This window comes from Corallococcus sp. M7 (assembly GCF_054512695.1).
Window position 1 is genome coordinate 4516198 of sequence record NZ_CM137252.1, and the last position, 23791, is coordinate 4539988.

The window sequence follows — 23791 nt, forward strand, 5'->3', positions numbered from 1 at the left end:
TCCAATCATTGCAAGGGATTGGAAGAGCAGGGGCGTGCGCGGACGGAACTGTTTTCCAGTTCCTGGACCGGTCTCCGGATTCTGGAATCAATAGGACGAACGTCCCGGTGGGAGCCGAACGATGCCCGAGCCCGTGAAGGATGAATCGCTGCAGCTCCTGCTCGCGCGCGCTGACGACCGCCGGCCCGTGCTGGAGGAGGGCCTGCCAGCGGACACCACCCGGGATGCACCCAGGCCCGCGCCGCTTCCTCGCCGCGCCGAGGGCATGACGCTGGAGCGCCCCGACGCGAACCCGAATGATCTGCCCGCGCAGCGCTGGGGTGTCATCGCGCCCCTGGGCACGACGGGCGACGCCATGCTCCGCGCCATCGAGCCGCTCATCCAGCACCGCGAGCAGGAGCAGGGCGCTCCCGTGATGCGCTACCGCGTGCCTCCGGGCATGGACGCGAGCGCGGCGGTGCGCTGGAAGGAGACGGTGCACCGGGCCGAGGACGTCCCCGAGGAGGACCGTCCCAGGTACCTGCTGCTGCTCGGGGACCTGCCCGACGTGTCCATCGAGTTGCAGCACGTGCTCGCGCATGGCGCGTTCGTGGGACGGCTTCACGTGGGGCTGACCGACGGTCAGCCGGACCTCGCGGGCTACACATCCTACGCAGAGAAGGTGATCGCGGCGGAGAAGCGGGGCGCGCCTCCGGAGTCCCCCGACATGCTCCTGTACACGGCGCGGGATGGGACGACGGCCACGACCTCGGGACACCAACTGCTGGTGGAGCCATGCCGGCAGGTGATGGAGACGCGTTGGAGGCAGAAGCGGCCCGCGTTGAAGGTCCACGAGATTCCCTATGACTACGCGGACGCGGAGGGGCTCCTGGAGGCCGCGGCCGGTGCGCGCTCGGCCGTGATGCTCACGGTGGCGCATGGGTTGGGGCGGCCCTCGAAGGGCTGGGCTTCTCCCGAGGAGCAGCGGGCCATGCAGGGCGCGCTGACGCTGGGCGGAGGTCCACCGCTCACGGGCGCACTGCTGCGGGACACGCCCTTCTTGCCCGGAGGCATGTGGTTCAGCGTGGCGTGCTTCGGCGCCGCGACCCCGCCGGACAGCGCGTTCCACGCATGGCTCGCGCAGATCGCCGCGGCGGGCGGGTTCGCGGGCCGCCCGGACTCCGTGCTGCACAGCCTGCCCAGGGCAGGGGAGCGCCCCTTCGTGGCGGCGCTGCCTCAAGCCCTGCTGGCGAACCCGCGCGGCCCGCTGGGCATCATCGGCCACAGCGACCTGGCGTGGACGCTCGGGTTCCTGGACTCGGAGGACATGACGCGCAGCCGCGCCTCTCGCATCCTCTCCGCGCTTCAGATCCTGTCCAACGGCAGCCGCGCGGGCGTCGCCATGGACGCGCTGATGAGCGCGTACCGGAGCGTCAACGACGCGCTGCTGGCGGGCTACCGGGCGCGGCAGGACGCGCAGGTGTATGGCGTTCCGGATCCGGTCGACCCGAAGCGGCAGGGTCATCAGTGGATGCAGCGCAATGACTTGCGCGGCTATGTGCTGCTCGGAGACCCCGCCGCAAGGCTCTCAGGGCAGCAGCTTTAGCGTCGGTGGCGGCGTCACGAGCGGATCCCGTCCCTGGACCCGCTCACATTCCGCATAGCCACCGCGCGCCTGCTCCTCGCTTTCGTCCAGGTAGCTGCGACGGACGTCCGGAGGAAGGCAGTCCTTGTTGATGGCCCGAAGCCGCCGCTGGAGCTCCGAAACATCCAGGGGCCAGAGCTGTGCCTGGCCATCGGTGCACACCGTCAGCACCTGGTGCCCGTCCGGACTGAACTCGGCGGAGGCGACTTCCGACTCACAGCTCTGGATGACCAGGGGCATGCCCGTTCCATTCGCCCTCCACACCCGCGCGGACTTGTCCTCCGAAGCCGTCACCACCCATTGACCATCCGGGCTGAAGCGGGCGGAGGCGACGCGGTCCAGGTGTCCCTTGAGCACGATGGGAGTGCCTGTCCCATCCGCCCTCCACACCCGCGCGGTCTTGTCCTGGGACGCCGTCACCACCCACTGGCCATCCGGGCTGAAGCTCGCGGTGTAGACGTCACCCCCATGTCCCTTGAGCACGACGGGAGTTCCCGTCCCGTCCGCCTTCCACACCCGTGCCGTCCTGTCCTGGGCCGCCGTCACCACCCACTGGCCGTCGGGGCTGAACTCGGCGGAGGCCACGTCACCCCCATGCCCCAGGAGCACCACGGGCGTGCCCGTGCCATCCGCCCTCAGCACCTTCGGGGTTCGGCCCGACGCGGTCACGACCCACTGACCGTCGCGGCTGAACCGGGCGGCGCGCGCTTCGTCGTACCCCAGCACCCGCGGTGTCCCGCTCCCGTCCGCCTTCCATATGCGGGGCGCGGTGCCGAACCAGAACGTCGTCAACACCCACTGACCATCCGGACTGAACTCCGCTGATCCAATGGGCCTGGGCGGCTCACCGTTCATCACCACCGGAGCACCTGTCCCATCCGCCCGCCACACCCGCGTACTTCCGTCCTTGGCGGCCATCACCACGTGGAGTCCATCCGGGCTGAACGCGGCCGACGAGACGGAGCTCGTGCCTCCATCGAGCACCACGGGGGCTCCCGTCCCGTCAGCGGGCCAGATGCGGGCCGCTGCGTCGCTGCCCGCCGTGACGACCCACTGTCCATCCGGGCTGAACTGAGCGGACCAGACCCCCTCTCCTGGCCTCTGGAACACCACCGGAAGCTCCGGCTCGCCCGCCTTCCAGACCCGGAGGGTTCCATCCCTGGACGTGGTGAGGATCCGCTGCCCGTCCGGACTGAATCGCGCGTCCGAGAGCCAGTCCTGGTGCCCCTTGAGCACCCGGGGAGGGGCCATTCCATCCGCCCGCCACACCCGGGCGGTCCTGTCGAAGGACGCGGTCACCACCCACTGGCCATCCGGGCTGAAGCCGGCGGAGGAGATGGGGTCCTCATGCCCTCCGAGCACGACGGGCAGGCCCGTTCCGTCCGCCTTCCAGAGCCGCGCGGTCTTGTCCTCGGACGCCGTCACCACCCACAGGCCATCCGGGCTGAACTCGGCGGAGTACACGCTCCCCTCATGTCCCTTGAGGACCACGGGCGAGCCCTTCCCATCCGCCTTCCAGATCCGCGCGGTCTTGTCCTCGGACGCCGTCACCACCCACAGGCCATCCGGGCTGAACTCGGCGGAGGAGACGGGCTTCGTGTGCCCCTTGAGCACCACGGGTGAGCCCTTCCCATCCGCCCTCCACACCCGCGCCGTCCCGTCGAACGACGTGCTCACCACGCGCCGCCCCTCCGGGCTGAAGCGCGCGGACAAAACGGAGGCCTCGTGCCCGGCCAGCATCACGGGCTTGCCCGTTCCATCCGCCCGCCGCACCTGCACGCTCATGTCCGCCGAAGCCGTCACCAGCCACTGGCCGTCCGGACTGAACCTCGCGGAGTGGACGGTGTCCTCGTACCCCTGGAGCACCACGGGCGTGCCCGTTCCATCCGCCCGCCACACCCGGACGGTGGCGTCCTGGGAGGCAGTGACGATCCATTGCCCATCCGGGCTGAAGTCGATGGAGCCGACCCGGCCCGCATGGCCCGTCAACACCACGGGGGTGCCTCTGCCGTCCACGCGCCATACCCACGCGGTTCCCTCCCGGGAGGCCGCCGCCACGTGCTGGCCGTCCGGGCTGAAGGCCGCGACGTGCAGTGGACTCGTTCCCTGGAAGGTCACCTCCGGGATGGGCTCCTTCAGGAAGTCATGGGCCAGCTGCGTCCACCACCGCGCCTGCTCGGGTTCAGGCACTTCGAGCAGCAGCTTCGTGGCCATCGCGGTGTAGCCGCGGCCTTGCAGGTCGCGAGCCCCCGTCATCAACGCCAATCCCCGCGCGTCTCGCGCCTGCTTGTCGGCTTCCTGCTTCGCGAGCTCCGCGTCCTTCTTCGCCCCTTCCGCCTGGGTTCGCTCCGTCAAGGCCCAGATGAGCAGCAGGGTCATCAGCACCGCCACGCCCGCGGCCGCCGAGGCCAGGATGAGGAGCTTGCGCCGCGCGGCCGCTTCACGCCGGTGGCGTCGCTGCTCTGACTCACGCTCGATGCGCTGCTGCTTGAGCTCGAACACCTTGCGCGCGAGCCAGTCGTGTCCCAGCTCGAAGTACCGGCTGCCCTGGTGCTGCTCCGCGTGCAGCACCGCCGCCGCTTCCAGGTGCGTCAGCACCTCGTCCGCGTGCTCGGGTGGCAGCTCGGCGCGGGCCTCCTGTTCCGTCAGCAGGGTCCGGCTGCCGTCGCTCGCGATGAGGTGTTGCTCCAGCAACCGGCGCGCCGCCCGCTTCTTGTCGGAGCCGAGCGTGTCCAGCGTCGCCTCCAGGTAGCGGTGCACCATCGGCTCCGCGGCGACAGGCTCCACGGCCTGGCCTCGCGCCCGCTCGTCCCACAGGGCACGGCAGACGATCTGCGCGAACGCGGCCTGCACCTCGGCGTCATCGTCCTGCTCGCTCTGGCCCGCCATGCGCACCTGCCGCATCAGCGTGCGCACCTCCTGCTCGGACCAGGGCTGCGAGGGCAGGCCCTTCTCGGTGGCCAGCCGGCACGACACCTTCACCATCTCGCCCACGGTGAGCGGCCCCAGCCGGAAGCCCTGCTCCAGCAGCTCGCGCCGGCCCCGTACGCGGTCGCGGAAGCGCCCCAGGTAGTCCTCGCGCATCGCCAGCACGAGCTGCAGCCCGCGCACCGGCTTGCGTGCCAGCGCGTCCAGCCCCTTCAACAGCGCGCCGGTCGCCTCCACGTCGCGCCCCGGAAGGAAGAGCTGCTCCAACTGATCCAGGTAGATCAGCACCGGCCGGTCCGAGCGCTGCGATGCGAGCTCCAGCGCCGCGTCCAGCGCCTCCACCGTCCCCGCCTGCTCCGGCGGAGGCCCCAGCTCCAGCTCCGTGTGCATCGTGCGCACGAGCCGCGCCAGCGGAGCCTCCCCCGCGAGCCACCCATCGATGCGCACCGTGCGGAACTCGTGCGCCTCCTCCAGCAGCGGAATCACGCCGGCCTGCATCACCGACGACTTCCCCGCGCCCGAAGGCCCGAAGAGCGTGAGGCACGGGTGCGCGAGGATGCGGTTCACCAGCCGCTGGGTCACCGTCTCGCGGCCGAAGAAGCGCTCACGGTCCGCCGCGCGGTAGGGCTGCGGCCCGAGGAAGGGATTCACCAGGCCGTTCATCGCGAACCTCCCGGCGTCCCCGTGCCCAGCGTCTCGGCCACCGCGCCTGCTTCCGCCTGCACCACCTGGATGCCCGCGCCCGCGGGAAGGCCCCGGCCAGACTTCCACGACTCCGCCTCATGCACCCCGGGCTCCAGCAGCACCAGGCTCTTGCGTGGCAGCGGACGTCGTCCGAACAGCCGAGACAGCAACATGCGGTGGTGCCATGCGAGCAATGACAATCCCACGAGCAGCGCGGGCCGGCTGTCCAGCGTCCCCAGGATGGCGTCCGCCAGGTCCGGCGGCAGGACGGACTCCAGGTCGCGCACGCCGTGCAGGTAGTCGTCCTCCGTGAGCAGCGGTGTTTCGAAGACGCGGTCGGGCAGATAGCCCCGGTACAACCGCACGAGCGCCACGTCGCGCGATGGGTCGAAGTCCAGGGGCAGCGCGTCGAGCGGCTCCCAGCCCTGTCCCGGCAATCGCCGTCGGATCAGCGCGGAGCCCTCGTCGGGCGACGACGGCTGGATGACATACAGCGGCAGCTCCGGCCGGTGCAGCGCGAGCGCCTGCTCCAGCACGGGCATGCGCAAGAGCGTGATGTGCACGCCGGGCCTCAGCCTCCGCGCCAGCGCCTCCACCAGCGGCAGCGTGGGCGCCGCGTCCCGGAACACCTCCTGGAAGTGCGAGTCCAGTGTCTTGGGCCCGAAGCGCAGCGTGAACCGCTGCGCCAACGCGCTCATCGGCAGTGCTTCCGGAACGGCCCAGGGCGTGCCCCGCATCCGGCCATGCAGCAGCTCCCGCAGGTCCTCGTCCGTGGTGCCCCCGTGGTCGCCCAGCACCAACGAGAAGGGACGCGAGACCAGGTCCAGGAGCCCGCGCAGCGACGGGTCCTCGCCGCGCACCGGCTCGGTCCGCACGGGGGCTCGGGGCGTGGTGTTCGCCCGGGCGGGCCGGAAGGAGAAGAGGGTGGTGTCACTGCCCCGCAGGTACAGCACGGGGGAGAAGGCCTCGGCGCTCTCGCCGAACTCCGTCAGCACCGTGCTGCGCGCGTCGTGGAGGCAGCGGGCCACGTCGCCCCGGTGCCGCGTGTCCCCCACCAACGAGCGGTAGAAGGCCCGCGAGCACGCGCGCGCCACGTCTGTCTTCACCGGCCACAGGTGCGCCACCACCGCGTCCGCGCCGCCCTGCGCGAGCAGCTCCGCCGCGCTCGTCAGCGCCCCCGGCTGAGCGCCCTGACAGGCTTCGAGCACCACCAATCGCAGGTCACCCCGGAAGGCTCCCGTCAGCTCCTTCGCGAGCAGCTCCACGGAGAGCCCCGCGGACGCACCGTCCGCATCCGTGAGTTGCAGGACCGGGGCGCCCCGCGAGTCCACGCCGCCATGACCGATGAAGTGCAGGATGTGCGGCGCGGGCTCCGAGCGGAGCCTGTCGATGACGTAGTCGCGCCGCGAGCGGGGCCCCACGAGCGGCTCCATCCACTCCAGCGCCCCGGAGTCGATGGCCGGCTGGAGCATGGCGCGCAAACGGGCCGGTGCCTCTTCGTCCAGCGGGGAGACGACGAGCAGCCGCACGGCCCCGGTGACCTCGCGAGGAAGCCAGGGCTTCGTGGACTGCACTCCGCGCACGATGCACAGCTCCGGCGAGATGCCGAGGAAGTCGAGCGGCCCGGACGGTCCGCAGAGCGCCTCCCAGGGAAGCGCCTGGAGCTCGCGGTCCCGAGGCAAGAGCCGCAGCAGCAGCGGCTTCTGGCTCCCGGTGTTGCGCGACACACCGCGCAGCTCGAGCAGCACCTCCTGGAGTCCCTCGCGGAAGAGCGCGGAGTGCAGCGCCCGCGCCTGCTCGGGAGACTCCAGCGGCACCCCGCGCACGGCCGCGTCCCGCACCCACTCACCGAAGCGGCGGAGGGCCTCGCGCGAGTGCGCGGGGCCCAACCTGTGCGGCGCGGGCTGCTGGCCGCCGCTGCCCCGCGCCGTGGCGCTGACCTCATCGCCAGCCAGCGCGAGGTCGACCTCCAGCCAGTATCCGGGCGCCGCCGTTCCGCTCGTACTCATGAGCGCCCAAGCCTACCCCGTCCTCATGTCACCCGGAGCAGGCGGCCGTCTCAATAGAACGTGCGTCCGAGCAGCGAGGCCTCGGTGACAGCCGTCTCGCCATACACGGAGATGTACCAGGTCCCCTGGCTCGGGTAGTACAGGGAGCAATACTCCAGGTTGCTGTCCGTGGCGCCGGAGCGGCAGTCGTACTTCGTCAGCGTGGGCGCTCCGCTGTAGCGCACGTAGAGCGTGCCATTGCCGGTGCCCTTCGCGAGCGTCACGGTGAACGCGGGAATGCCCGAAGGCAGGCTCAGGGAGTAGTGCTTCCAGCCGCCCTGGGTGGCATTCACGTGCTGAAGCGTCGCCCGCGGCGCGGTGTTCAGCCGCGGGGTCATGTAGTCGATGAACCCCTTGAGGTAATCAGCCCGCTCGAAGATGTTCGGCGCCGAGCAGCCCAGGTTGTAGCTGGCGATACCCACCAGCTTCTTCCCGGAGGGGCCGTCCACCACCAGCGGGCCTCCCACGTCTCCCGTGCAGAAGGCGTTGCCCTGCGCCGAGCCATCCGCGCCCAACTGGTCGGTGGTGAGGGGTTGCCCCAGCGCCAGCGAGGCATCCGCGTTGGACATCAGCGGCACACTCATCTTCTGCAATGCGTCTGGGATTGCACCGCCCGGGGTCGTCTGCCCCCAGCCCGCGAGCGTGGCGATGACACCCGGGGCGGTGTAGCCAGCGGAGACATCCGCCGCCGTCGCCACCGGCAGGGCCGCCACCGTGGTGCCATTGAGCGTCAGCGGGGTCATCAACCGCAGGAGCGCCGCGTCCTTGCCCTGCGCCGCATCCCACGAGCCAGGGAAGGAAATGATGTCCAGCAGCGTGCTCACCTGTCCCGTGCTGTTCATCGACGACAGGCTGGTGCCGCCCGCCACGACACGCAGGGTGCTGGGATGTGGAGGCATCACGGTGCCGGTCCCCAGCACGCACTGGCGCGAGGTGAGGATCCAATGGGTGTTGATGATGGTGCCGCCACACAGGTGGTTCCCGGCCATGTCCTGGAGGGACACCATCCAGGGGAACTCACCGGCGGCGGCGGGCGTGGCCCCCAGGAGAGGCCGAGCAGTCTCCGCCACGGCGGGCGGAGCGCTATCGGCTTCGGGGCCACAGCCAGCGCCCAGGGACAGGAAGCCCAGCGCGACGGTGGCACGCAGGGCAGGGGACCACGGGAAGGACGAGCGGGGAGCGATCATGCGGCCACTCTAGAGTTCGTCCTTCGGATGCGAGCAGGCTTGTTTCACGACCTGAACTGGAAGTGTGGCTGTCATGGACGCGAAGGCACATCGCTGGCTCATCAATGAGTTGGACAAGTGGCGGGTCCCCATCGACCTGGAAGCGCTCCGCAAGGGCGGCCCCAAGGTGTTCGACGCGCTGGTGGAGATCCTCGAACAGGGTCGGCTCTCCGCACGGCAGCGAGCGAACGCGCTCCGGGCGCTGAGCGAGCTGAGCATGCTCCGGAGCGCCTTCCTGGAGCGGAGCACGGTCCTGGCGCGGCTCGCGAAGAGCCTCGTCGTCGGCGACGAGCAGGAGCTGCGCGAGGCGGCGGCGCGGGTGCTGGTGCGCCAGTTCTCGATGCAGGAGTACCACGCGGACCTGCGGCTGCTGTTGAGCGCCGAGGAGCTGAAGTCGCTGCTGGAGCGCGCCGAGGCGTTGGGGTTGAGCGACGAGGTCCGCGATGGCGTCTGGCATTGCTTCCATCGCGAAACCGCGCGCTGGCGCTTCCACATCCGGTCCGCAGGGAAAGCGGATGGGACGAGCCTCGAGGAGATCCGCCGGGCGGCCTTCGAGCCCGTGTTCGCGTCATTCCGTTCGCTCCTGGGCGATGAGATCTACGAGCTCGCGCAGGCGAAGCAGGACGCAGTCCAGGCCGACATGCTTCGGGGGCTCATCGCTCCGGACTCGGGCTGGGACGTGTTCGTGGCCGTGGTCGAGAGGCACGTGGTCGGCTTCGTCGCGGTGAAGGTCGATCCGGAGACGTTCATCGGTGAGATCGGCCTGAACGCGGTCCACCCCGAACACGCCGGACACGGGATCGGGACGAGGCTCTACGAATTCGCGCTCGGCCACATGAAGCGCGAGGGCGCCAGGGTCGCCACCGTGGCGACCGGGGGGGATGCGAGCCACGCAGCGGCGCGGCGCGCCTTCGAGAAGGCCGGCTTCCATGCCGCCATCCCCAGTGTGTGGCTCTGTCGTCTGCTGTAGCCCGACCTCCACGGGGCTGGCGCCGGATATATCAGTCTGATATATCCGGGTGGAGGAGGCAGTCATGGCGAGGGAGAGCACCTGTCGGTTCGCCATCCTGGGGATGCTGTGCCGGGAGCCGATGAGTGGGTACGACCTGCGAAGCGCCATCGAGCGGACGGTGGGGCACTTCTGGCAGGAGAGCTACGGCAACCTGTACCCGACGCTGGAGCGGATGGCGGAGGAGCGGCTCGTCGAGCTCGAACCCGAGGAGCGCTCACCGGGCGGGCGGGTCCGGAAGGTGTACCGGGTGACGTCAGCGGGGCGGGCGGCGCTCGCGGAATGGCTGCGGCGGCCGGTGCTCCCCCACGTGGAGCGCAACGAGCTGTTGCTCAAGCTCTTCTTCGGGGCGCAGGTGGGGCCCGCGGACTCCCTGGCGCAGGTGGAGCGCAGCCGCGCCGAGGCGGAGGGGCTGTTGGCGGCGCTGCGCCTCATCGACGAGGAGGTCAGCCCTGCCCGGAAGGACGACCCGGAGTTCGCCTACCAGCACCTGTCGATTCGCGCGGGGTTGCTCGGGCTGGAAGCGCACCTGCGCTGGTGTGACGAGGCACGCGAGGCGCTTGAGCGGCTGAAGCCGGCGACGGGTTCGACGAAGAAGGGCGGAGGGCGATGAGCGCTCCCGCGGACGAAGGAGCGGGGCGTCTGCCCACGCTCATGCCGTGGCTCGCCCTGGTCGCCGGGGCCGCGCTGGTGCTGTTGCTCAACACGGAGTGGGCGGTGCTGCCCGGCTGGTTGATGGGCGCCCTGTTCCTCTTCTTCTCCCGGCGGCAGCGTCCCACGGTGGGCTTCGTGGCGCTGCTGGTGGCCAACACCGTCGCCGCTGGCGTGGCGAACCTGGGGGTGTTCCCGGGTTCCGCCGCGAGCGCCTTCGGCATGGCCCTGGGAGGCGCGCTGGTCGTCGCGGGGCTGTACCTGGCGGACCGGCTCATCGTGGGGCCGCGCGGCTCCTTCGCGGGGACGCTCTTCCTGCCGGCGGCGACGACGGGGCTGGAGCTCTTCAGCAGCATGGGCAACCCGTTCGGCACGTGGGGCGTGCTGGCCTACACCCAGGCCAAGGTGCCGGTGCTGGTGCAGTGGGTGTCGGTGACGGGGTTGTGGGGCCTGACGTTCGTCCTGGTGTGGTTCGCCACCGTGGCCAACTGGGCGTTCGAGCACCGGGACACGGGGCGCCGCGTCCTGCCCGGGGTGGCGGTGTACGCGGCGGTCATGGCCGCCATCCTCGGCTTCGGAGCGCTGCGGCTCGCGGGGGCGGGGAGCGTGGGCAGGCCCGTCCAGGTGGCGGGCATCACGGTGGCGGGGAAACTGGCCACGGGCCGCGAGGCGGGGCTGTCCCGGCTCATGAAGGGCGAGGTCTTCGCCGATGAGGACTGGCGCGCCTTCGCCGGGGCCTCGCGCGTGGTGAACGAGGAGCTGCTGCGCCTGTCGGAGCAGGAGGCCGCGAAGGGAGCGAAGCTCCTCCTCTGGTCCGAGGGCAACGCGGTGGTGCTGGCCGGAGAGCTGGAGGCGCTCATCGCGCGGGGGAGCACGCTGGCGCGCGAGCGGAGCGTCTGGCTCGGCATGTCGGTGGCGAGCCTCACGCCCGAGGCGGAGCGGATGCTGCGCAACGAGCTCATCCTGGTGGGACCGGATGGCGCGGTGGCGTGGCGCTATGTGAAGTCCCGGCCGGTGCCGGGATGGGAGGCGGAGCACTCCATTCCGGGCAGCGCGGAGCCGGCGGTGAGCCAGGTCCCCGGCGTGGGCGTCCTGGGCGGCGCCATCTGCTTCGACGGAGACTTCCCGGCGGTGTTCGCCAGCGCCTCGGAGCGAGGGCTCGAACTGCTCCTGCTGCCATCGAGCGATTGGAAGGGCATCAGCCCGCTGCACACGAGGCAGGCGGTGTTCCGCGCGGTGGAGCAGGGCTTCAGCATGGTGCGGCAGGTGAACCAGGGGCTCTCCGTGGCGGTGGATGGCTACGGGCGCGTGTATGGCGAGCTGGATCACTTCACGACGGAGGAGCGCGTGCTGCGCGCGGAGCTGCCAGTGGGCCGGGTGCCCACGCTCTACGCACACATCGGTGACTCGGTGGGGCTGCTCTCCGGTCTGGTCGCGCTGGGCTGGGTGCTCCAGGCCTCCATCCGAGGGCTCGTCGCGCGGCGGCCGAATCTCATCTCAACGTGGTTGAACTCTCAGAAAGGATGAATTCACGGTTATTTCTGCATTGTTTTCCTCCTCGTCTGCTCATTCAAACCAAGCCGGACAGTCCGGCCCAATGCCTATCCACCCTGTCCACTCAACGTCTCACACCGATCCCATGAACCGTACCTTCCTTGCCGCAACGCTCGCGCTGCTCCCCCTGATGTTCGCCTGCCAGCCGGAAATCGACGCCCAGAGCCCGGAGGCGTCCAGCGCGCTGGAGCAGAAGAGCGGCACTCCCGTCGACACCCGCAGCGACGCGCTGGCCGGGACGCCCTTCGTCACCCTGGAGGCGATCGAAACCGCGCGGTATGAAGACACCTATTATGTCCACGTGGAGACGGCCTACTACGCCACCTTCTGGGCCGACCGCGCTCGCAGCATTCCGGTCAATCTGAGCTCAGCCATCCAGCTGAACTACCGCTCCACGTTCTACAACTACAAGTACAATCAATCGATGGTCTCCAACCTCAGCACCACGCTGCAGGCTGGCGGTCACAGCTATTACATCGGGAGTGGCATCTATGAGTGCGACTACGATGCGAATGGCAACATCGATCACCGCTGCGATGAGACCTATCTGACCCTCCGGACTGGCGTCGGGTATGACACGAGCTGGTAAGCGCTGACGTAGCCAGCGTTTGACTTCACGGTCACGCGCGGCGAGGCGGGCCATCCAATGACCGCCTCGTCCCGCGTGCGAAGTGGTTGCGCGAAAAGCACGACCGTTCTATGAAGGGGGCATGCGCAAGGGCGAGCTCACCCATCAGACCATCCTGGAGACGGCCGTCCGGCTGGCGAGCCGGGTGGGGCTGCAGGGGCTGAGCATCGGAGGGCTGGCGGAGGAGCTGAACCTCTCCAAGAGCGGCCTGTTCGCGCACTTCAAGTCCAAGACGGAGCTGCAGGTGCAGGTCCTGGAGGCGGCCACCGTCGTCTTCACGGAGCGCGTCATCCGCCCGGCGCTGGGCAGGGCTCGCGGCGAGCCCCGGGTGCGGGCGCTCTTCGACGGCTGGCTCACGTGGGACCGGGACAAGCTGCTCGAGGGCGGCTGCATCTTCGTGGCGGCGGCGGCGGAGCTGGACGACGCGCCCGGCCCCGCGAGGGACACGCTGGTCCAGGGGCAGCGGGACTGGCTGGACTGTCTGGCCCAGGCCGCCCGCATCGCCGTGGCGGAAGGGCACTTCCGCGAGGCGCTGGACGTGGAGCAGTTCGCCCATGATCAGTACGCGGTGATGCTGGGCTTCCACCACGCGAAGCGGTTGATGCGGGACCCCCAGGCCGAGGCGCGAGCCCGCCGGGCCTTCGACGCGCTCGTCACCGCCGCGCGCACCCCCACTTCCTGACCTTGTCGTTGCCGTGTCCTTCGAGGAGGACCTCATCATGGCTGAAAATAGCACGAACGTTCGGACGAAGATGGCGCTGTGGGGTGTGCGGGCGGCGGCGCGGAGTCTGGAGGCGGTGGCGCCCGGGCTGGCGGCGGCGTGGTCGGAGCGGCTGTTCCTGACGCCCCAGCGGCCGCGGCGCTCGCGCACGGCGGAGGCGGTGCTGGCGCGGGGCCAGCCCCGGGTGTTGAAGGTGGAGGGCGAGGAGGTGGCGGTGTGGAGCTGGGGCGAGGGCCCTCGGGTGCTGCTCGTGCACGGGTGGAGCGGTTACGGCGGGCAGCTCACGGCCTTCGTGCAGCCGCTGGTGGACGCGGGTTTCTCGGTGGTGACGTACGACGCGCCGGGGCACGGGGCGTCCTCCGGGCGCACCAGCTCGCTGCCGGAGCTGGCGGGAATGGTGGCGGCGGTGGGGCAGGCGACGGGCGGGCCCTACGCGGTGGTGGCGCACTCGTTCGGCGCGGCGGCCACGGCGGTGGCGCTGCGGGACGGGATGAAGGTGGAGCGCGCGGTCTTCATCTCGCCGCCCGCGGATCCGCTGGCGGGCATCCGGGGCTTCGCGCACACGATGGGCCTGTCGGAGGCCCTGTGGCGGCGGATGGCGGCGCGAATCGAGGCGCGCTTCGACATGCGGCTGGCGGACCTGGCGCTGCCTGCGTTCGCGCCAGCGTTGGACGTGCCGCTGCGCATCTTCCACGACGTGGGAGACCGCGAGGTGCCGCTGGCGGCAGGCGAAGCGGTGGCGCGCGCGTGGCCGGGCGCGAAGCTCACGCGCACGGAAGGACTGGGGCACTTCCGCATCCTCTATGCGCCGGAGGTGCTCGTGCCCGCGGTGGACTTCCTGGCGGAAGGACGGCCGAGCAATGCGTGGCCCGGGCCGGAGCTGCTGGCATCCGCGCGAGGGATGAGCCTTCGTGCGAGCGAGGTCAGCCCTCCGCGAAGGTGAGCGACCCTGGCGGTCGCATGGACCTCCTGGCGATGCATGTCCGCCAGGAGGTCGCCTGCCGTGCGGCTCAGCGGCAGGGGTTCAGCGAGGGCCTTGGCGTCAAGGCATGTCCTTGGGGCTCCCGCTACAAGCGGCCGTCACACACGCCATATGGGACGCACCAGTGATAGCCCTGGTCGTAGCAATTGTTTCCGCAGTAGCCGCAGTTGTAGGGGTCCGTATACACGTCCGTGCAAACCCCGTCGCACATGGTGAGCCCGGAGCCGCAGGTGATCTGGACGCACGCTCCGTTGCTGCACGTCTGTCCACTGCCACAGGTCGTGACGTTGACGGTGACGGTGCCGGAACAGCCGCTACCGCTGCAGAGGCCACTGGTGGTCTTCTGCACGGTGTTGCCGTTGCAGGAGTAGGTGTCCACGGGGGAGCACGTCGTGACGTTGACGGTGCTGCTGCCAGAGCAGCCGCTGCCGCTGCACAGGCCGCTGGTGGTTCTCCGGACGGTATTGCCGCTGCAGGAGTAGCTGTCCACGGGAGAGCACGTCGTGACGTTGACGGTGCTGGTGCCAGAGCAGCCGCTGCCGCTGCAGAGGCCACTGGTGGTCTTCTGCACGGTGTTGCCGTTGCAGGAGTAGCTGTCCGTGGGGGAGCAGGTCGTGACGGTGGTGGTGCTGCTGCCAGAACAGCCGCTACCGCTGCAGAGGCCGCTGGTGGTCTTCCGGACGGTGTTGCCGCTGCACGAGTAGCTGTCCGTGGGGGAGCAGGTCGTGACGGTGGTGGTGCTGCTGCCCGAGCAGCCGCTGCCGCTGCACAGGCCGCTGGTGGTCTTCCGGACGGTGTTGCCACTGCAAGAGTAGCTGTCCGTGGGTGAGCAGGTCGCGACAGTGGTGGTGGTGCTGCCAGAGCAGCCGCCGCCGCTGCAGAAGCCGCTGGTGGTCTTCCGGACGTTGTTGCCGCTGCAGGAGTAGCTGTCCGAAGAGGAGCACGTCTGGATGAGCTGCTCGCTGGACGTGCAGGCGCCATTGCTGCATCCACCGTAGACGGTCTGGTAGGCGCCATTGCCGCTGCAGTAGGCACCACTGGTGCCGGTCTGACAGGTTTGGACGAGGGTGTCGGTGGAGTTACAGGCGCCGCCGCTGCAAGTTCCGGTGCCGGTGCTCCTCCGGACGTCGTTTCCGCTGCAGTAGGTGGTGCTCGCGGTGGAGCAGCTCATGGCTGTGCCGCCGCACGTGCCGGCGCTGTTGCACACGTCTCCCGTCGTGCATGCGTTGCCGTCACTGCAGGCGCTGCCGGCGGGCTTCAGGGGGTTGGAGCAGGTGCCGTTGGCCGGATTGCAGGTGCCGGCGGTGTGGCACTGATCTGAGGCGGTGCAGACGACCGGGCTGGAGCCGGTGCACGTGCCGCTCTGGCAGGTGTCGCTCTGGGTGCAGGCGTTGCCGTCGTTGCAGGCGGCGCCGTTGGTCTTGGGCGTGTAGACGCAGGTGCCGTTGGAGTCCGTGCCGATCGGGTTGTAGCACTGGGTGTCGGGCGGCGTGTTGCACACCGTCCCGGCGCACGTTCCTGCGCTGTTGCAGACGTCGCCACGGGTGGTGGAATTGCCATCATTGCAGGCGGTGCCAGCGGCCTTGGGCGTGTAGACGCAGGTGCCGTTGGAGTCCGTGCCTGTCGGGTTGTAGCACTGGGTGTTGGGCGGGGTGCTGCAAGCCGTCCCGCCGCACGTCCCGGTGCTGCTGCAAACGTCTCCGGCGGTGCTGGCGTTGCCGTCATTGCAGGTGCTGCCGGCGGGCTTCAGGGGGTTGGAGCAGGTGCCATTGCTCGGATTGCAGGTGCCGGCGGTGTGGCACTGGTCCGAGGCGGTGCAGACGACCGGGCTGGAGCCGGAGCAGGTGCCACTCTGGCAGGTGTCGCTCTGGGTGCAGGCGTTGCTGTCGTTGCAGGCGGTGCCATTGGCCTTGGGCGTATAGACGCAGGTGCCATTGGAGTCCGTGCCGATCGGGTTGTAGCACTGGGTGTCGGGCGGGGTGTTGCACACCGTCCCGGCACATGTCCCGGCGCTGTTGCAGACATCGCCGCGAGTGGTGGAATTGCCATCGTTGCAGGCGGTGCCATTGGCCTTGGGCGTGTAGACGCAGGTGCCGTTGGAGTCCGTGCCTGTCGGGTTGTAGCACTGGGTGTTGGGCGGGGTGTTGCAGGCCGTTCCGGCGCACGTCCCGGTGCTGTTGCAGACGTCGCCGAGGGTGTTGGCATTGCCGTCGTTGCAAGGAGTGCCCGCGGCCTTGGGAGCATAGCTGCACGTCCCGCCATTGCAGGTGCCCGCCGCCTGGTAGCACTGGCCGGGAGGAGTGGTGCAGCTCACCGGCGTGCCCGCGCATCCACCAGCCCCGTTGCACGTCTCACTCAGCGTGCACGCATCGCCGTCATCGCACTGGGTCCCCGCCGCCTTGTAGGCATAGGAGCAGGAGCCGTCGGAGCAGGTGCCCGCGCTCTGGTAGCACTGTCCGGGAGGCGCCTCGCAGGCGATGGCAGTGCCGGAGCAGGTGCCCGTGCTGCTACAGACATCATTCCCCGTGCAGGCATTGCCGTCGTTACAGCTGACGCCCGCCGGAAGAAGCGGGTAGGTACAGGTGCCGCCGTTGGAGCAGACGCCCGCCGAGGAGTGACACTGGCTCGGAGCGGTGTTGCAGACGACCGTCTCACAGGTGCCGAGAAGCTCCGCGGTGTTGAGCTTCACGGTCTGGCCCGAGACAACGCTCTCCCCGCCCATCACGAGGACCTTGGAGGTGGCGCTCAACAGGACCGCGGCGTGGAGCCGGCGGGGAGCGCGCAGCGAGACACTGGCGGACCAGGTATTCGTCGCCGGGTCGTAGAGCTCCGTCGTGTCCAGCGGAGAAGACGTCTCGCCGCCTGCGACGAGCACCATGCCGGAGGGCATCAGCGTCGCGGTGTGGAGCGTCCGGGGCGTGGCCATCTGCGCGGTGGTCCAGGTGTTCGTCGCCGGGTCATAGACTTCGGACGTATTGAGGGGGCCCGTTTCATTCCTGCCGCCCGCGACGAGCACCTTGCCGGAGGGCAGCAGCGTCGCCGTGTGGTCATAGCGGTGCGTGGCCATGGGGGCGACGGGGGTCCAGCCCGATTGGGGATTGCTCGGGTCGTACACCTCCGCCGTTGCGAAGATGCGCCAGCCCCGTCCACCGACGACGAGGAGCTTTCCGGAGGGCAGCAGCGTCGCGGTGTGCCGCCTGCGCTCGTCGTTCAGCGAAGAGGGAAGAACGGACCAGCCCCCTGCCGGGTCATACACATCCACCCGGGCGAAAGAGCCACTGTTGTCGCCGCCACCCACGACGAGCACCTTGCCGGAGGGCAGCCGCGTCGCCGTGCTGTAGGCGCGAGCCATGGAGGTGGCGCCCGCCTGCGTCCAGAGGCCTGTCTGCGGCGAATACAGCAGCGCTGACGTGGTGTAACCCGACCCGGCTTGAACCTCCCCGCCGACGACGAGCACCTCACCCGAGGACAGCAGGGTGGCGGTGTGCCCCTCGCGTCCAAAGGGCATGGTCCCCGTGGAGAGCCACGTGCCCGAGGCCGGGTCATAGAGCTCCGCGGAGGCCTGGAATTCATTGGCCCAGCCGCCCACGACGAGCACCTTGCCGGAATCGAGCACGGTGGCCGTGGGGAGCCTGCGGGCCAGGCTCATCGAGCCTGTTTCCTGCCATCCCGTGGTGAGGGTCGCCCGAGACTTCGCGGTAGCGGCCGGAGCGGGGCTCGCGGGCTTTGAGTTGCAACTCAAACTACCCAGCGCGAGCGCGCTGAGCAGGAGAAGGGAGAGTCTGGCTTTGTGCATGAGGCGCGTCTTAAAGCCTGGAAAGCGTCCAATAGGCAACAGTGTCCACGCTTTTTGACGCTCCCGCGCTCTGGCCGCCCTGCTTCCACGGATTGGGGAAGCAGGGCGGGTGACCCCGACAGGAATTGCGCCTGTCCTCACGTCATGATGCAGAGCGAGGCCCTACAAACAATTGGTTGACGTGTAACAGCAGCTTCCCTCCATGCAGATATTGTACTTGGGGCCAGTACACGCATTCCCACAGGAGCCACAGTTGTTGGAGTCGTAATCGAGAACCGTGCACGTGGTGCCGCACAGCGTCCAACCCGGATACGAGGGGAGTGAGCAGTCCTGCGTCTCCGTGGTCGTGGTCGCCCCGCACGTCCCGCTTGCGCAACTGTAGCTGTAGGTCGTCACCGTCCTTTCTTGGAACCCCTGCCCGCAGGGGGTGGCGCGGGTGCACGCGCCCCACGCGCCGTAGCTTGTCGGCTGGCACGGTTGAGGACCGGGAGGCGTCCGCGTACACGTCTGTGATTCCGCGCTGTTGGAGATTGGCGTGCACTGTCCTGTCGCGCAGTCGTAGGTGTATTGCGTCACCTGGCGAGACTGCGTGCCTGTCGCGTCACATGCATCGCTGAACCCAGTACAGGCACTCCAGCCCCCATAGCTCGGGGGGCAGGGCCGAGGACCGGGAGGCGTCCGCGTACACGTCTGCGTCTCCGTGTCGCTGCTCGCGACGTCGCACGAACCACTGCCGCACTCGTAATCCGTCACGGTCCTCGACTGGGACCCCGACGCGTCGCAGAAGTCGCTGAAGCCTCCGCAGCTTCCCCATCCCCCGGTACTCGTACCGCAAGACACTCCGTCCCTGTTACGGGTACACGTCTGCGACTCCGTGCCGGTGGAGGAACGGCACGTCCCGCTGGAGCAGCTATACGAGGTCACCGAGCGTGACTGCGTCCCTGTTTCGTCGCAGGTGCCGCTGTAGCCACTGCAAGTGCCCCAGCCTCCGTAGCTGGGGGTGCCGCAGTTGTTGCCGTCCGTGTTGCGCGTGCAGGACTGTGTCTCGGTGCTCGTGGACGACACGCACTGCCCGGTCGCGCAGCTGTAGCTGGAGGTCGTTACCGTCCGCGACTGCGTCCCCGTCTGCGCGCAGGCATCGCTGAAGCTGCACGCGCCCCACGCCCCGTAGCTGGGCGCCGCGCAGCTCGTGTTGGGCGCCGCTCGCGTACATGCCTGCGTCTCCGTGTTGGTGCTCGACGCGTTGCATGTCCCGGTGCCACACGTCGACGCCGTCACCGTCCTCGACTGCGTCCCCGTCGTGTCGCAGAAGTCATCAAAGCCCCCGCAGCTTCCCCAACCCCCGTAGCTCGTGCCGCAAGCCGTGCCACCCGTGCTGCGCGTGCACGCCTGGGACTCCGTGCCGGTGGAGGAGCCGCACGTCCCAGTGCTGGTGCAGGCATACGCCGTCACCGTGCGCGACTGGCTCCCCGTCTCATCGCACGTGTCACTGAATCCATCGCAGCTCCCCCAATTTCCATTCGTGGAGGCAGCGCACGTGCTGCCCACGGCCTTGTTGCTCCAACCGCTCGTCGTGACGCCCGGGTTGCACTCCTGGCATGCCACGCTCGGGTTGGTGGCTCCCGCCGCGTAGTACGTCCCTCCAATCCAGCACCCGCTCAGACACTGGCCCGCCGGGCTGCATACCTGTCCGGCGCCGCATGCCGTCCCAGCCGCCTTCACCGGGTAGGTGCAGGCCCCATTGGCGTACGTGCCCGGGGAGTCATGGCAAGCGCTCGGCGGCGTCGTGCATGCCGGGACTCCCGCGCATGCCCCCGCTCCATTGCACACGTCGTTGATGGTGCCCGCGTTGCCATCATTGCAGGTGGCACCCGCGGCCTTCGGCGCATAGGTGCATGCCCCACCGTTGCAGGTGCCCGCCGCCTGGTAGCACTGGCCGGGAGGAGTGGTGCAGCTCACCGGCGTGCCCGCGCATCCGCCAGCCCCATTGCACGTCTCGCTCAGCGTGCACGCATCGCCGTCATCGCACTGGGTCCCGGCGGCCTTGTAGGCATAGGAGCAGGAGCCGTCGGAGCAGGAGCCCGCGCTCTGATAGCACTGCCCGGGAGGAGCCTCGCAGGCGACGGCGGTGCCGGAGCAGGTGCCCGTGCTGCTACAGACGTCGTTCCCCGTGCAGGCATTGCCGTCGTTACAGCTGACGCCCGCCGGGAGAAGCGGGTAGGTACAGGTGCCGCCGTTGGAGCAGACGCCCGCCGAGGAGTGACACTGGCTCGGGGCGGTGTTGCAGGTGACCGTCTCGCAGGTGCCGAGCAGCTCCGCGGTGTTGAGCCGCGCGGTCTGGCCCGAGACCACATGCTCACCCCCCAGCACGAGGACCTTGGAGGTGGCGTTCAGCAGGACCGCCGCGTGGTACCTGCGCGGAGTCCGCAGGGTGATGCTGGCGGACCAGGTGTTCGTCGCCGGGTCGTAGAGCTCCGTCGTGTCCAGCGGAGAAGACGTCTCGCCGCCCGCGACGAGCACCATGCCAGAGGGCATCAGCGTCGCGGTGTGGAGCGTCCGGGGCGTGGCCATCTGCGCGACGGTCCAGGTGTTCGTCGCCGGGTCATAGACTTCGGACGTATTGAGGGGGCCCGTTTCATTCCTGCCGCCCGCGACGAGCACCTTGCCGGAGGGCAGCAGCGTCGCCGTGTGGTCATAGCGGTGCGTGGCCATGGGGGCGACGGGGGTCCAGCCCGATTGGGGATTGCTCGGGTCGTACACCTCCGCCGTTGCGAAGATGCGCCAGCCCCGTCCACCGACGACGAGGAGCTTGCCGGAGGGCAGCAGCGTCGCGGTGTGGCGCCTGCGCTCGTCGTTCAGCGAGGAGGGCAGAACGGACCAGCCCGCTGCCGGGTCATACACATCCACCCGGGCGAAAGAGCCACTGTTGTCGCCGCCACCCACGACGAGCACCTTGCCGGAGGGCAGCCGCGTCGCCGTGCTGTAGGCGCGAGCCATGGAGGTGGCGCCCGCCTGAGTCCAGAGGCCCGTCTGCGGCGAATACAGCAGCGCCGACGTGGTGTAACCCGACCCGGCTTGAATCTCCCCGCCCACGACGAGCACCTCACCCGAGGGCAGCAGGGTGGCGGTGTGTCCCTCGCGTCCAAAGGGCATGGCTCCCGTGGAGAGCCACGTGCCGGAGCCCGGGTCATAGAGCTCCGCGGAGGCCTGGAATTCGTTGGCCCAGCCGCCCACGACGAGCACCTTGCCGGAGTCGAGCACGGTGGCCGTGGGGAGCCTGCGGGCCAGGCCCATCGAGCCTGTCTCCTGCCATCCCGTGGTGAGGGCCGCCCGGGACTTCGCGGTGGCGGCCGGCGCGGGACTCGCGGGCTTTGAGTTGCAACTCAAACTACCCAGCGCGAGCGCGCTGAACAGGAGAAGGGAGAGTCTGGCTTTGTGCATGAGACGCTTTAGAGCCTGGAATGTGTCGAACAAGCAACGGGCCTCTGCTTTTGACGCACAAGGCAAGCACCGGTGAGAGGGTGCTGAACCAGAGGGAGTAATTGCGACCCCACCTCGAAGGCCCAACGACAGGCATGAGCCTCGAGCAATCCCCGCACGGGATGGCCGCGGTTGTAAACGCGACAAGTCAGTTTTTCTGTGAATGCATGAGCAATGATGATTCAAAAGGGACCCAGTCGCTGCGCTTCCGTTCCGGCACGGCTCTTGTTCCTGGAGTCCCCCTCGCGATGATCGATGCAGTCCTCGTGGACGCGTCGACATCGTTGATGTCGGCGGCACCGCTGCCCAGGTCGCTCATCGCGGTCCGCGAGAACGCCTAGCAGCGAGCGCTGGGCCCCGGGCACAGCTCCTCGGCGAGCGCCGTCAGCACGCGGGCGCCGGTGCGGTCCGTGAAGCGCTCCCGGGCGAAGCGCAGGGCCTCGGTGGCCAGCCGTTGCCGCTCCTCGGGGGCGTCCAGGATGGAGCGCAGGGTGCGCCGCCATTCCTCCACGTCTCCCATCTCCACGAACCAGCCATTCTCTCCGTGGCGGATGTAGTCCTCGGTCCCGATGCACCGCGTTGCCACTACGGGAACTCCCAGCGCCATGGCCTGAATCAAGGTCATCTGGCCGCTCGCCGTCTCCCGGTTGTTCACGGGGATGGCCACCAGCTCCGCCTCCGCGATGATCCGCAGGTAGTCCTGCTGGGGGATGCTGGTGAGGACCTTGACGTTCGAAGGCATGGGCCCGGGCGGGAGCGCATGGGGGTGCGCGACGATGACGAGCTGCATGGACAGCCCTTCCATGGCCCGCAGGAGGGTGCCGTAGTCGCGGCCCGACGAGCCCAGCGCGGCGATGTAGCGCGGTGCCAGCCCGAAGTCCGCGCGCGCCCCTCGGAACTCCTCCGCCTTCAGCTCCGCGCCGGTCAGGTGCGTGAACTGGAAGCGGGACTTGGGCAGGGCGAAGACGCGCGCATACACCGAGCGCTCGTGCCGCGTGTAGACGAGGCACCGGTCAATGCCCCGGTACGCGAGCCGCGACAACCACTTGCGGAGCCCCCGGTACTCATGGCCGCAGTTGAAGTACCAGACGACGTGCGGAGTGCGCACGAAGGTCAGCAGGTTCACGAGCCCCACGGTGAAGGCCACCTGGGGGAAGGCCGTGACGATGAGCTGCGGTGGATGCCGGGCCAACTGGCGCCGGGCCTTCAGCGCCAGGCGGAAGAGCTGCCACCACTTCTTCCCGGGCGTGCGCTTCTGGGTCGAGTCGACACGTTCCTCCAGGCCCACGTAGGAGCACTCGAAGCGCTCTGGCGGGAGGAACTCGCCCAGCCACCGCCGGTCCTCGCGCAGAAACCAGGCAACGAAGAGGACCCGCACCTTCGCCGGGTGCTTCGTGCCGTCGTGGAAATGATTCATACGGGCGGGGAGAGCACGAACCGCGCCGCCGCCGCGAGCACGCAGCCGGGCCGCGAGCGTGTCCCGGCTGTCTCAAGTTGAGATGAAAAGGCGTCTCGAAAGCAGAAGCGCAGGCACCGGGCGGCGGCTTCCAGGGCGGCATGGTGCTTGCCTGGGCCATCCGCAAGCCCATGACGCCTTGTGATCTCTGTGGTGGTACCGACTCCCAGTTGCTGGGTATCAGTTACAACGTCGCGCAGCGCGCGGATGGCCATCCGTACGAGCTGCGGCAGTGCCGGGATTGCGATTGCATCTTCACCGACACGAGCCGGGTGAGCGCCACCACGGACTACTACACGGACGACTATTACAGCTTCCGTTCCTATGACACCCGGCCAGACCGGCACGGGCAGGCGCGCGCCGAGCGGCCCGAGAAGGTCCTCGACGTCGGGTGTGGCTCCGGCGAGTGGCTCTTCCACCAGCAGCTCCAGGGACACGAGGCGTGGGGGCTGGACGCGGATGCGCGAGCGGTGGAGGCGGCCAGGGCCCACGGCCTGCGCGCCGTGCGGGAGTTCCATGAGCTGCCGGATGGCTACTTCGACCGGGTCCGGCTCTCCCACGTGCTGGAGCACGCGCCGTCTCCCACCCAGATGATGCGGGAGGTGTGCCGCAAGCTCGCGCCCGGCGGCAGGATGGAACTGCTCGTGCCCAACGCGGACGGGGCGAAGTTTCGCGAACTCATGCCGGTGAGTCGCGTCACCGACGTCCCTCGCCACCTGTATTTCTTCTCGGAGGCCACGATGCGGCGGCTGCTCCAGAAGACAGGCTTCGACATCGAGTCCATCACCCCCGTCAACGTGGACTGGACCGTCAACCTCCGGGAGCTGGTCGGAGACACCCGGCGTCTGCTGATGCACCGGGACAAGGCGGGGGAGCCGCTCCCTCGGACCCTGGCGCTGCTGGGAAGGATCGTGAAGGTCCACCTGAGCCCCACCGCGAGGACGGGGCAGCGCAAGGACTGGCTCTGCGCTTTCGCACGTCCGGCTCGGGCTTGAGGGGAAGGA

14 protein-coding genes are annotated in these 23791 nt (G+C 69.2%); 8 read left to right on the top strand and 6 right to left on the bottom strand.

Going from position 1 to position 23791, the window contains the following annotated elements:
* Positions 1–121 precede the first annotated feature (121 nt).
* Entirely contained in the window at positions 122–1585 is a 1464-nt protein-coding gene (locus ACX114_RS18310; RefSeq protein WP_459299457.1) for a hypothetical protein, read from the top strand.
* Here ACX114_RS18310 and ACX114_RS18315 read toward each other — a convergent pair.
* Genes ACX114_RS18315 through ACX114_RS18325 form a run of 3 tightly spaced genes read right to left on the bottom strand, consistent with a single transcriptional unit; the run spans position 1568 to position 8471 of the window.
* Entirely contained in the window at positions 1568–5215 is a 3648-nt protein-coding gene (locus ACX114_RS18315) for an nSTAND1 domain-containing NTPase (RefSeq protein ID WP_459299459.1), read from the bottom strand. The genes ACX114_RS18310 and ACX114_RS18315 overlap by 18 nt on opposite strands.
* Entirely contained in the window at positions 5212–7245 is a 2034-nt protein-coding gene (locus tag ACX114_RS18320) for a CHAT domain-containing protein (protein ID WP_459299461.1), read from the bottom strand. Before ACX114_RS18320 ends, ACX114_RS18315 begins: the two co-directional genes overlap by 4 nt.
* A gap of 50 nt (positions 7246–7295) precedes the next feature.
* A complete protein-coding gene (locus tag ACX114_RS18325; RefSeq protein ID WP_459299463.1) occupies positions 7296–8471 on the bottom strand; it encodes a trypsin-like serine protease in 1176 nt (391 codons plus the stop codon).
* Between the two features lie 73 nt (positions 8472–8544).
* Here ACX114_RS18325 and ACX114_RS18330 point away from each other — a divergent pair, with 73 nt between their 5' ends.
* The 6 genes from ACX114_RS18330 (at position 8545) to ACX114_RS18355 (ending at position 14016) form a co-directional block, all read left to right on the top strand.
* Entirely contained in the window at positions 8545–9480 is a 936-nt protein-coding gene (locus tag ACX114_RS18330) for a GNAT family N-acetyltransferase (protein WP_459299465.1), read from the top strand.
* A gap of 64 nt (positions 9481–9544) precedes the next feature.
* Positions 9545–10132 (top strand): PadR family transcriptional regulator, encoded by a 588-nt coding sequence (locus tag ACX114_RS18335; protein ID WP_459299467.1) that lies wholly within the window; start codon positions 9545–9547, stop codon positions 10130–10132.
* The gene (locus ACX114_RS18340; protein ID WP_459299469.1) at positions 10129–11697 is read left to right on the top strand and encodes a nitrilase-related carbon-nitrogen hydrolase; all 1569 of its coding nucleotides are present in this window, start codon (positions 10129–10131) and stop codon (positions 11695–11697) included. The genes ACX114_RS18335 and ACX114_RS18340 overlap by 4 nt, the downstream gene beginning before the upstream one ends.
* 112 nt (positions 11698–11809) lie before the next feature.
* Entirely contained in the window at positions 11810–12313 is a 504-nt protein-coding gene (locus ACX114_RS18345; protein WP_459299471.1) for a hypothetical protein, read from the top strand.
* 121 nt (positions 12314–12434) lie between these two features.
* On the top strand, positions 12435–13034 hold the full coding sequence (locus ACX114_RS18350; RefSeq protein ID WP_459299473.1) for a TetR/AcrR family transcriptional regulator: 600 nt from the start codon (positions 12435–12437) through the stop codon (positions 13032–13034).
* Positions 13035–13071: 37 nt separating this feature from the next.
* Positions 13072–14016, top strand: coding sequence for an alpha/beta hydrolase (locus tag ACX114_RS18355; protein ID WP_459299475.1), 945 nt, complete (start codon positions 13072–13074; stop codon positions 14014–14016).
* Between the two features lie 124 nt (positions 14017–14140).
* On the opposite strand, the gene ACX114_RS18360 is transcribed toward ACX114_RS18355, so the two are convergent.
* The 3 genes from ACX114_RS18360 to ACX114_RS18370 all read right to left on the bottom strand — a co-directional run bounded on the left by ACX114_RS18360 (position 14141) and on the right by ACX114_RS18370 (position 22748).
* The gene (locus tag ACX114_RS18360) at positions 14141–17704 is read right to left on the bottom strand and encodes a Kelch repeat-containing protein (RefSeq protein WP_459299477.1); all 3564 of its coding nucleotides are present in this window, start codon (positions 17702–17704) and stop codon (positions 14141–14143) included.
* A 309-nt stretch (positions 17705–18013) separates the two neighbouring features.
* Complete coding sequence (locus tag ACX114_RS18365) at positions 18014–21145, bottom strand: Kelch repeat-containing protein (RefSeq protein WP_459299479.1); 3132 nt, start codon at positions 21143–21145, stop codon at positions 18014–18016.
* A gap of 523 nt (positions 21146–21668) precedes the next feature.
* A complete protein-coding gene (locus tag ACX114_RS18370) occupies positions 21669–22748 on the bottom strand; it encodes a glycosyltransferase family 4 protein (protein ID WP_459299481.1) in 1080 nt (359 codons plus the stop codon).
* Positions 22749–22888: 140 nt separating this feature from the next.
* Between ACX114_RS18370 and ACX114_RS18375 the strand changes: the two genes are divergently transcribed.
* Complete coding sequence (locus tag ACX114_RS18375; RefSeq protein ID WP_459299483.1) at positions 22889–23782, top strand: class I SAM-dependent methyltransferase; 894 nt, start codon at positions 22889–22891, stop codon at positions 23780–23782.
* Positions 23783–23791 lie beyond the last annotated feature (9 nt).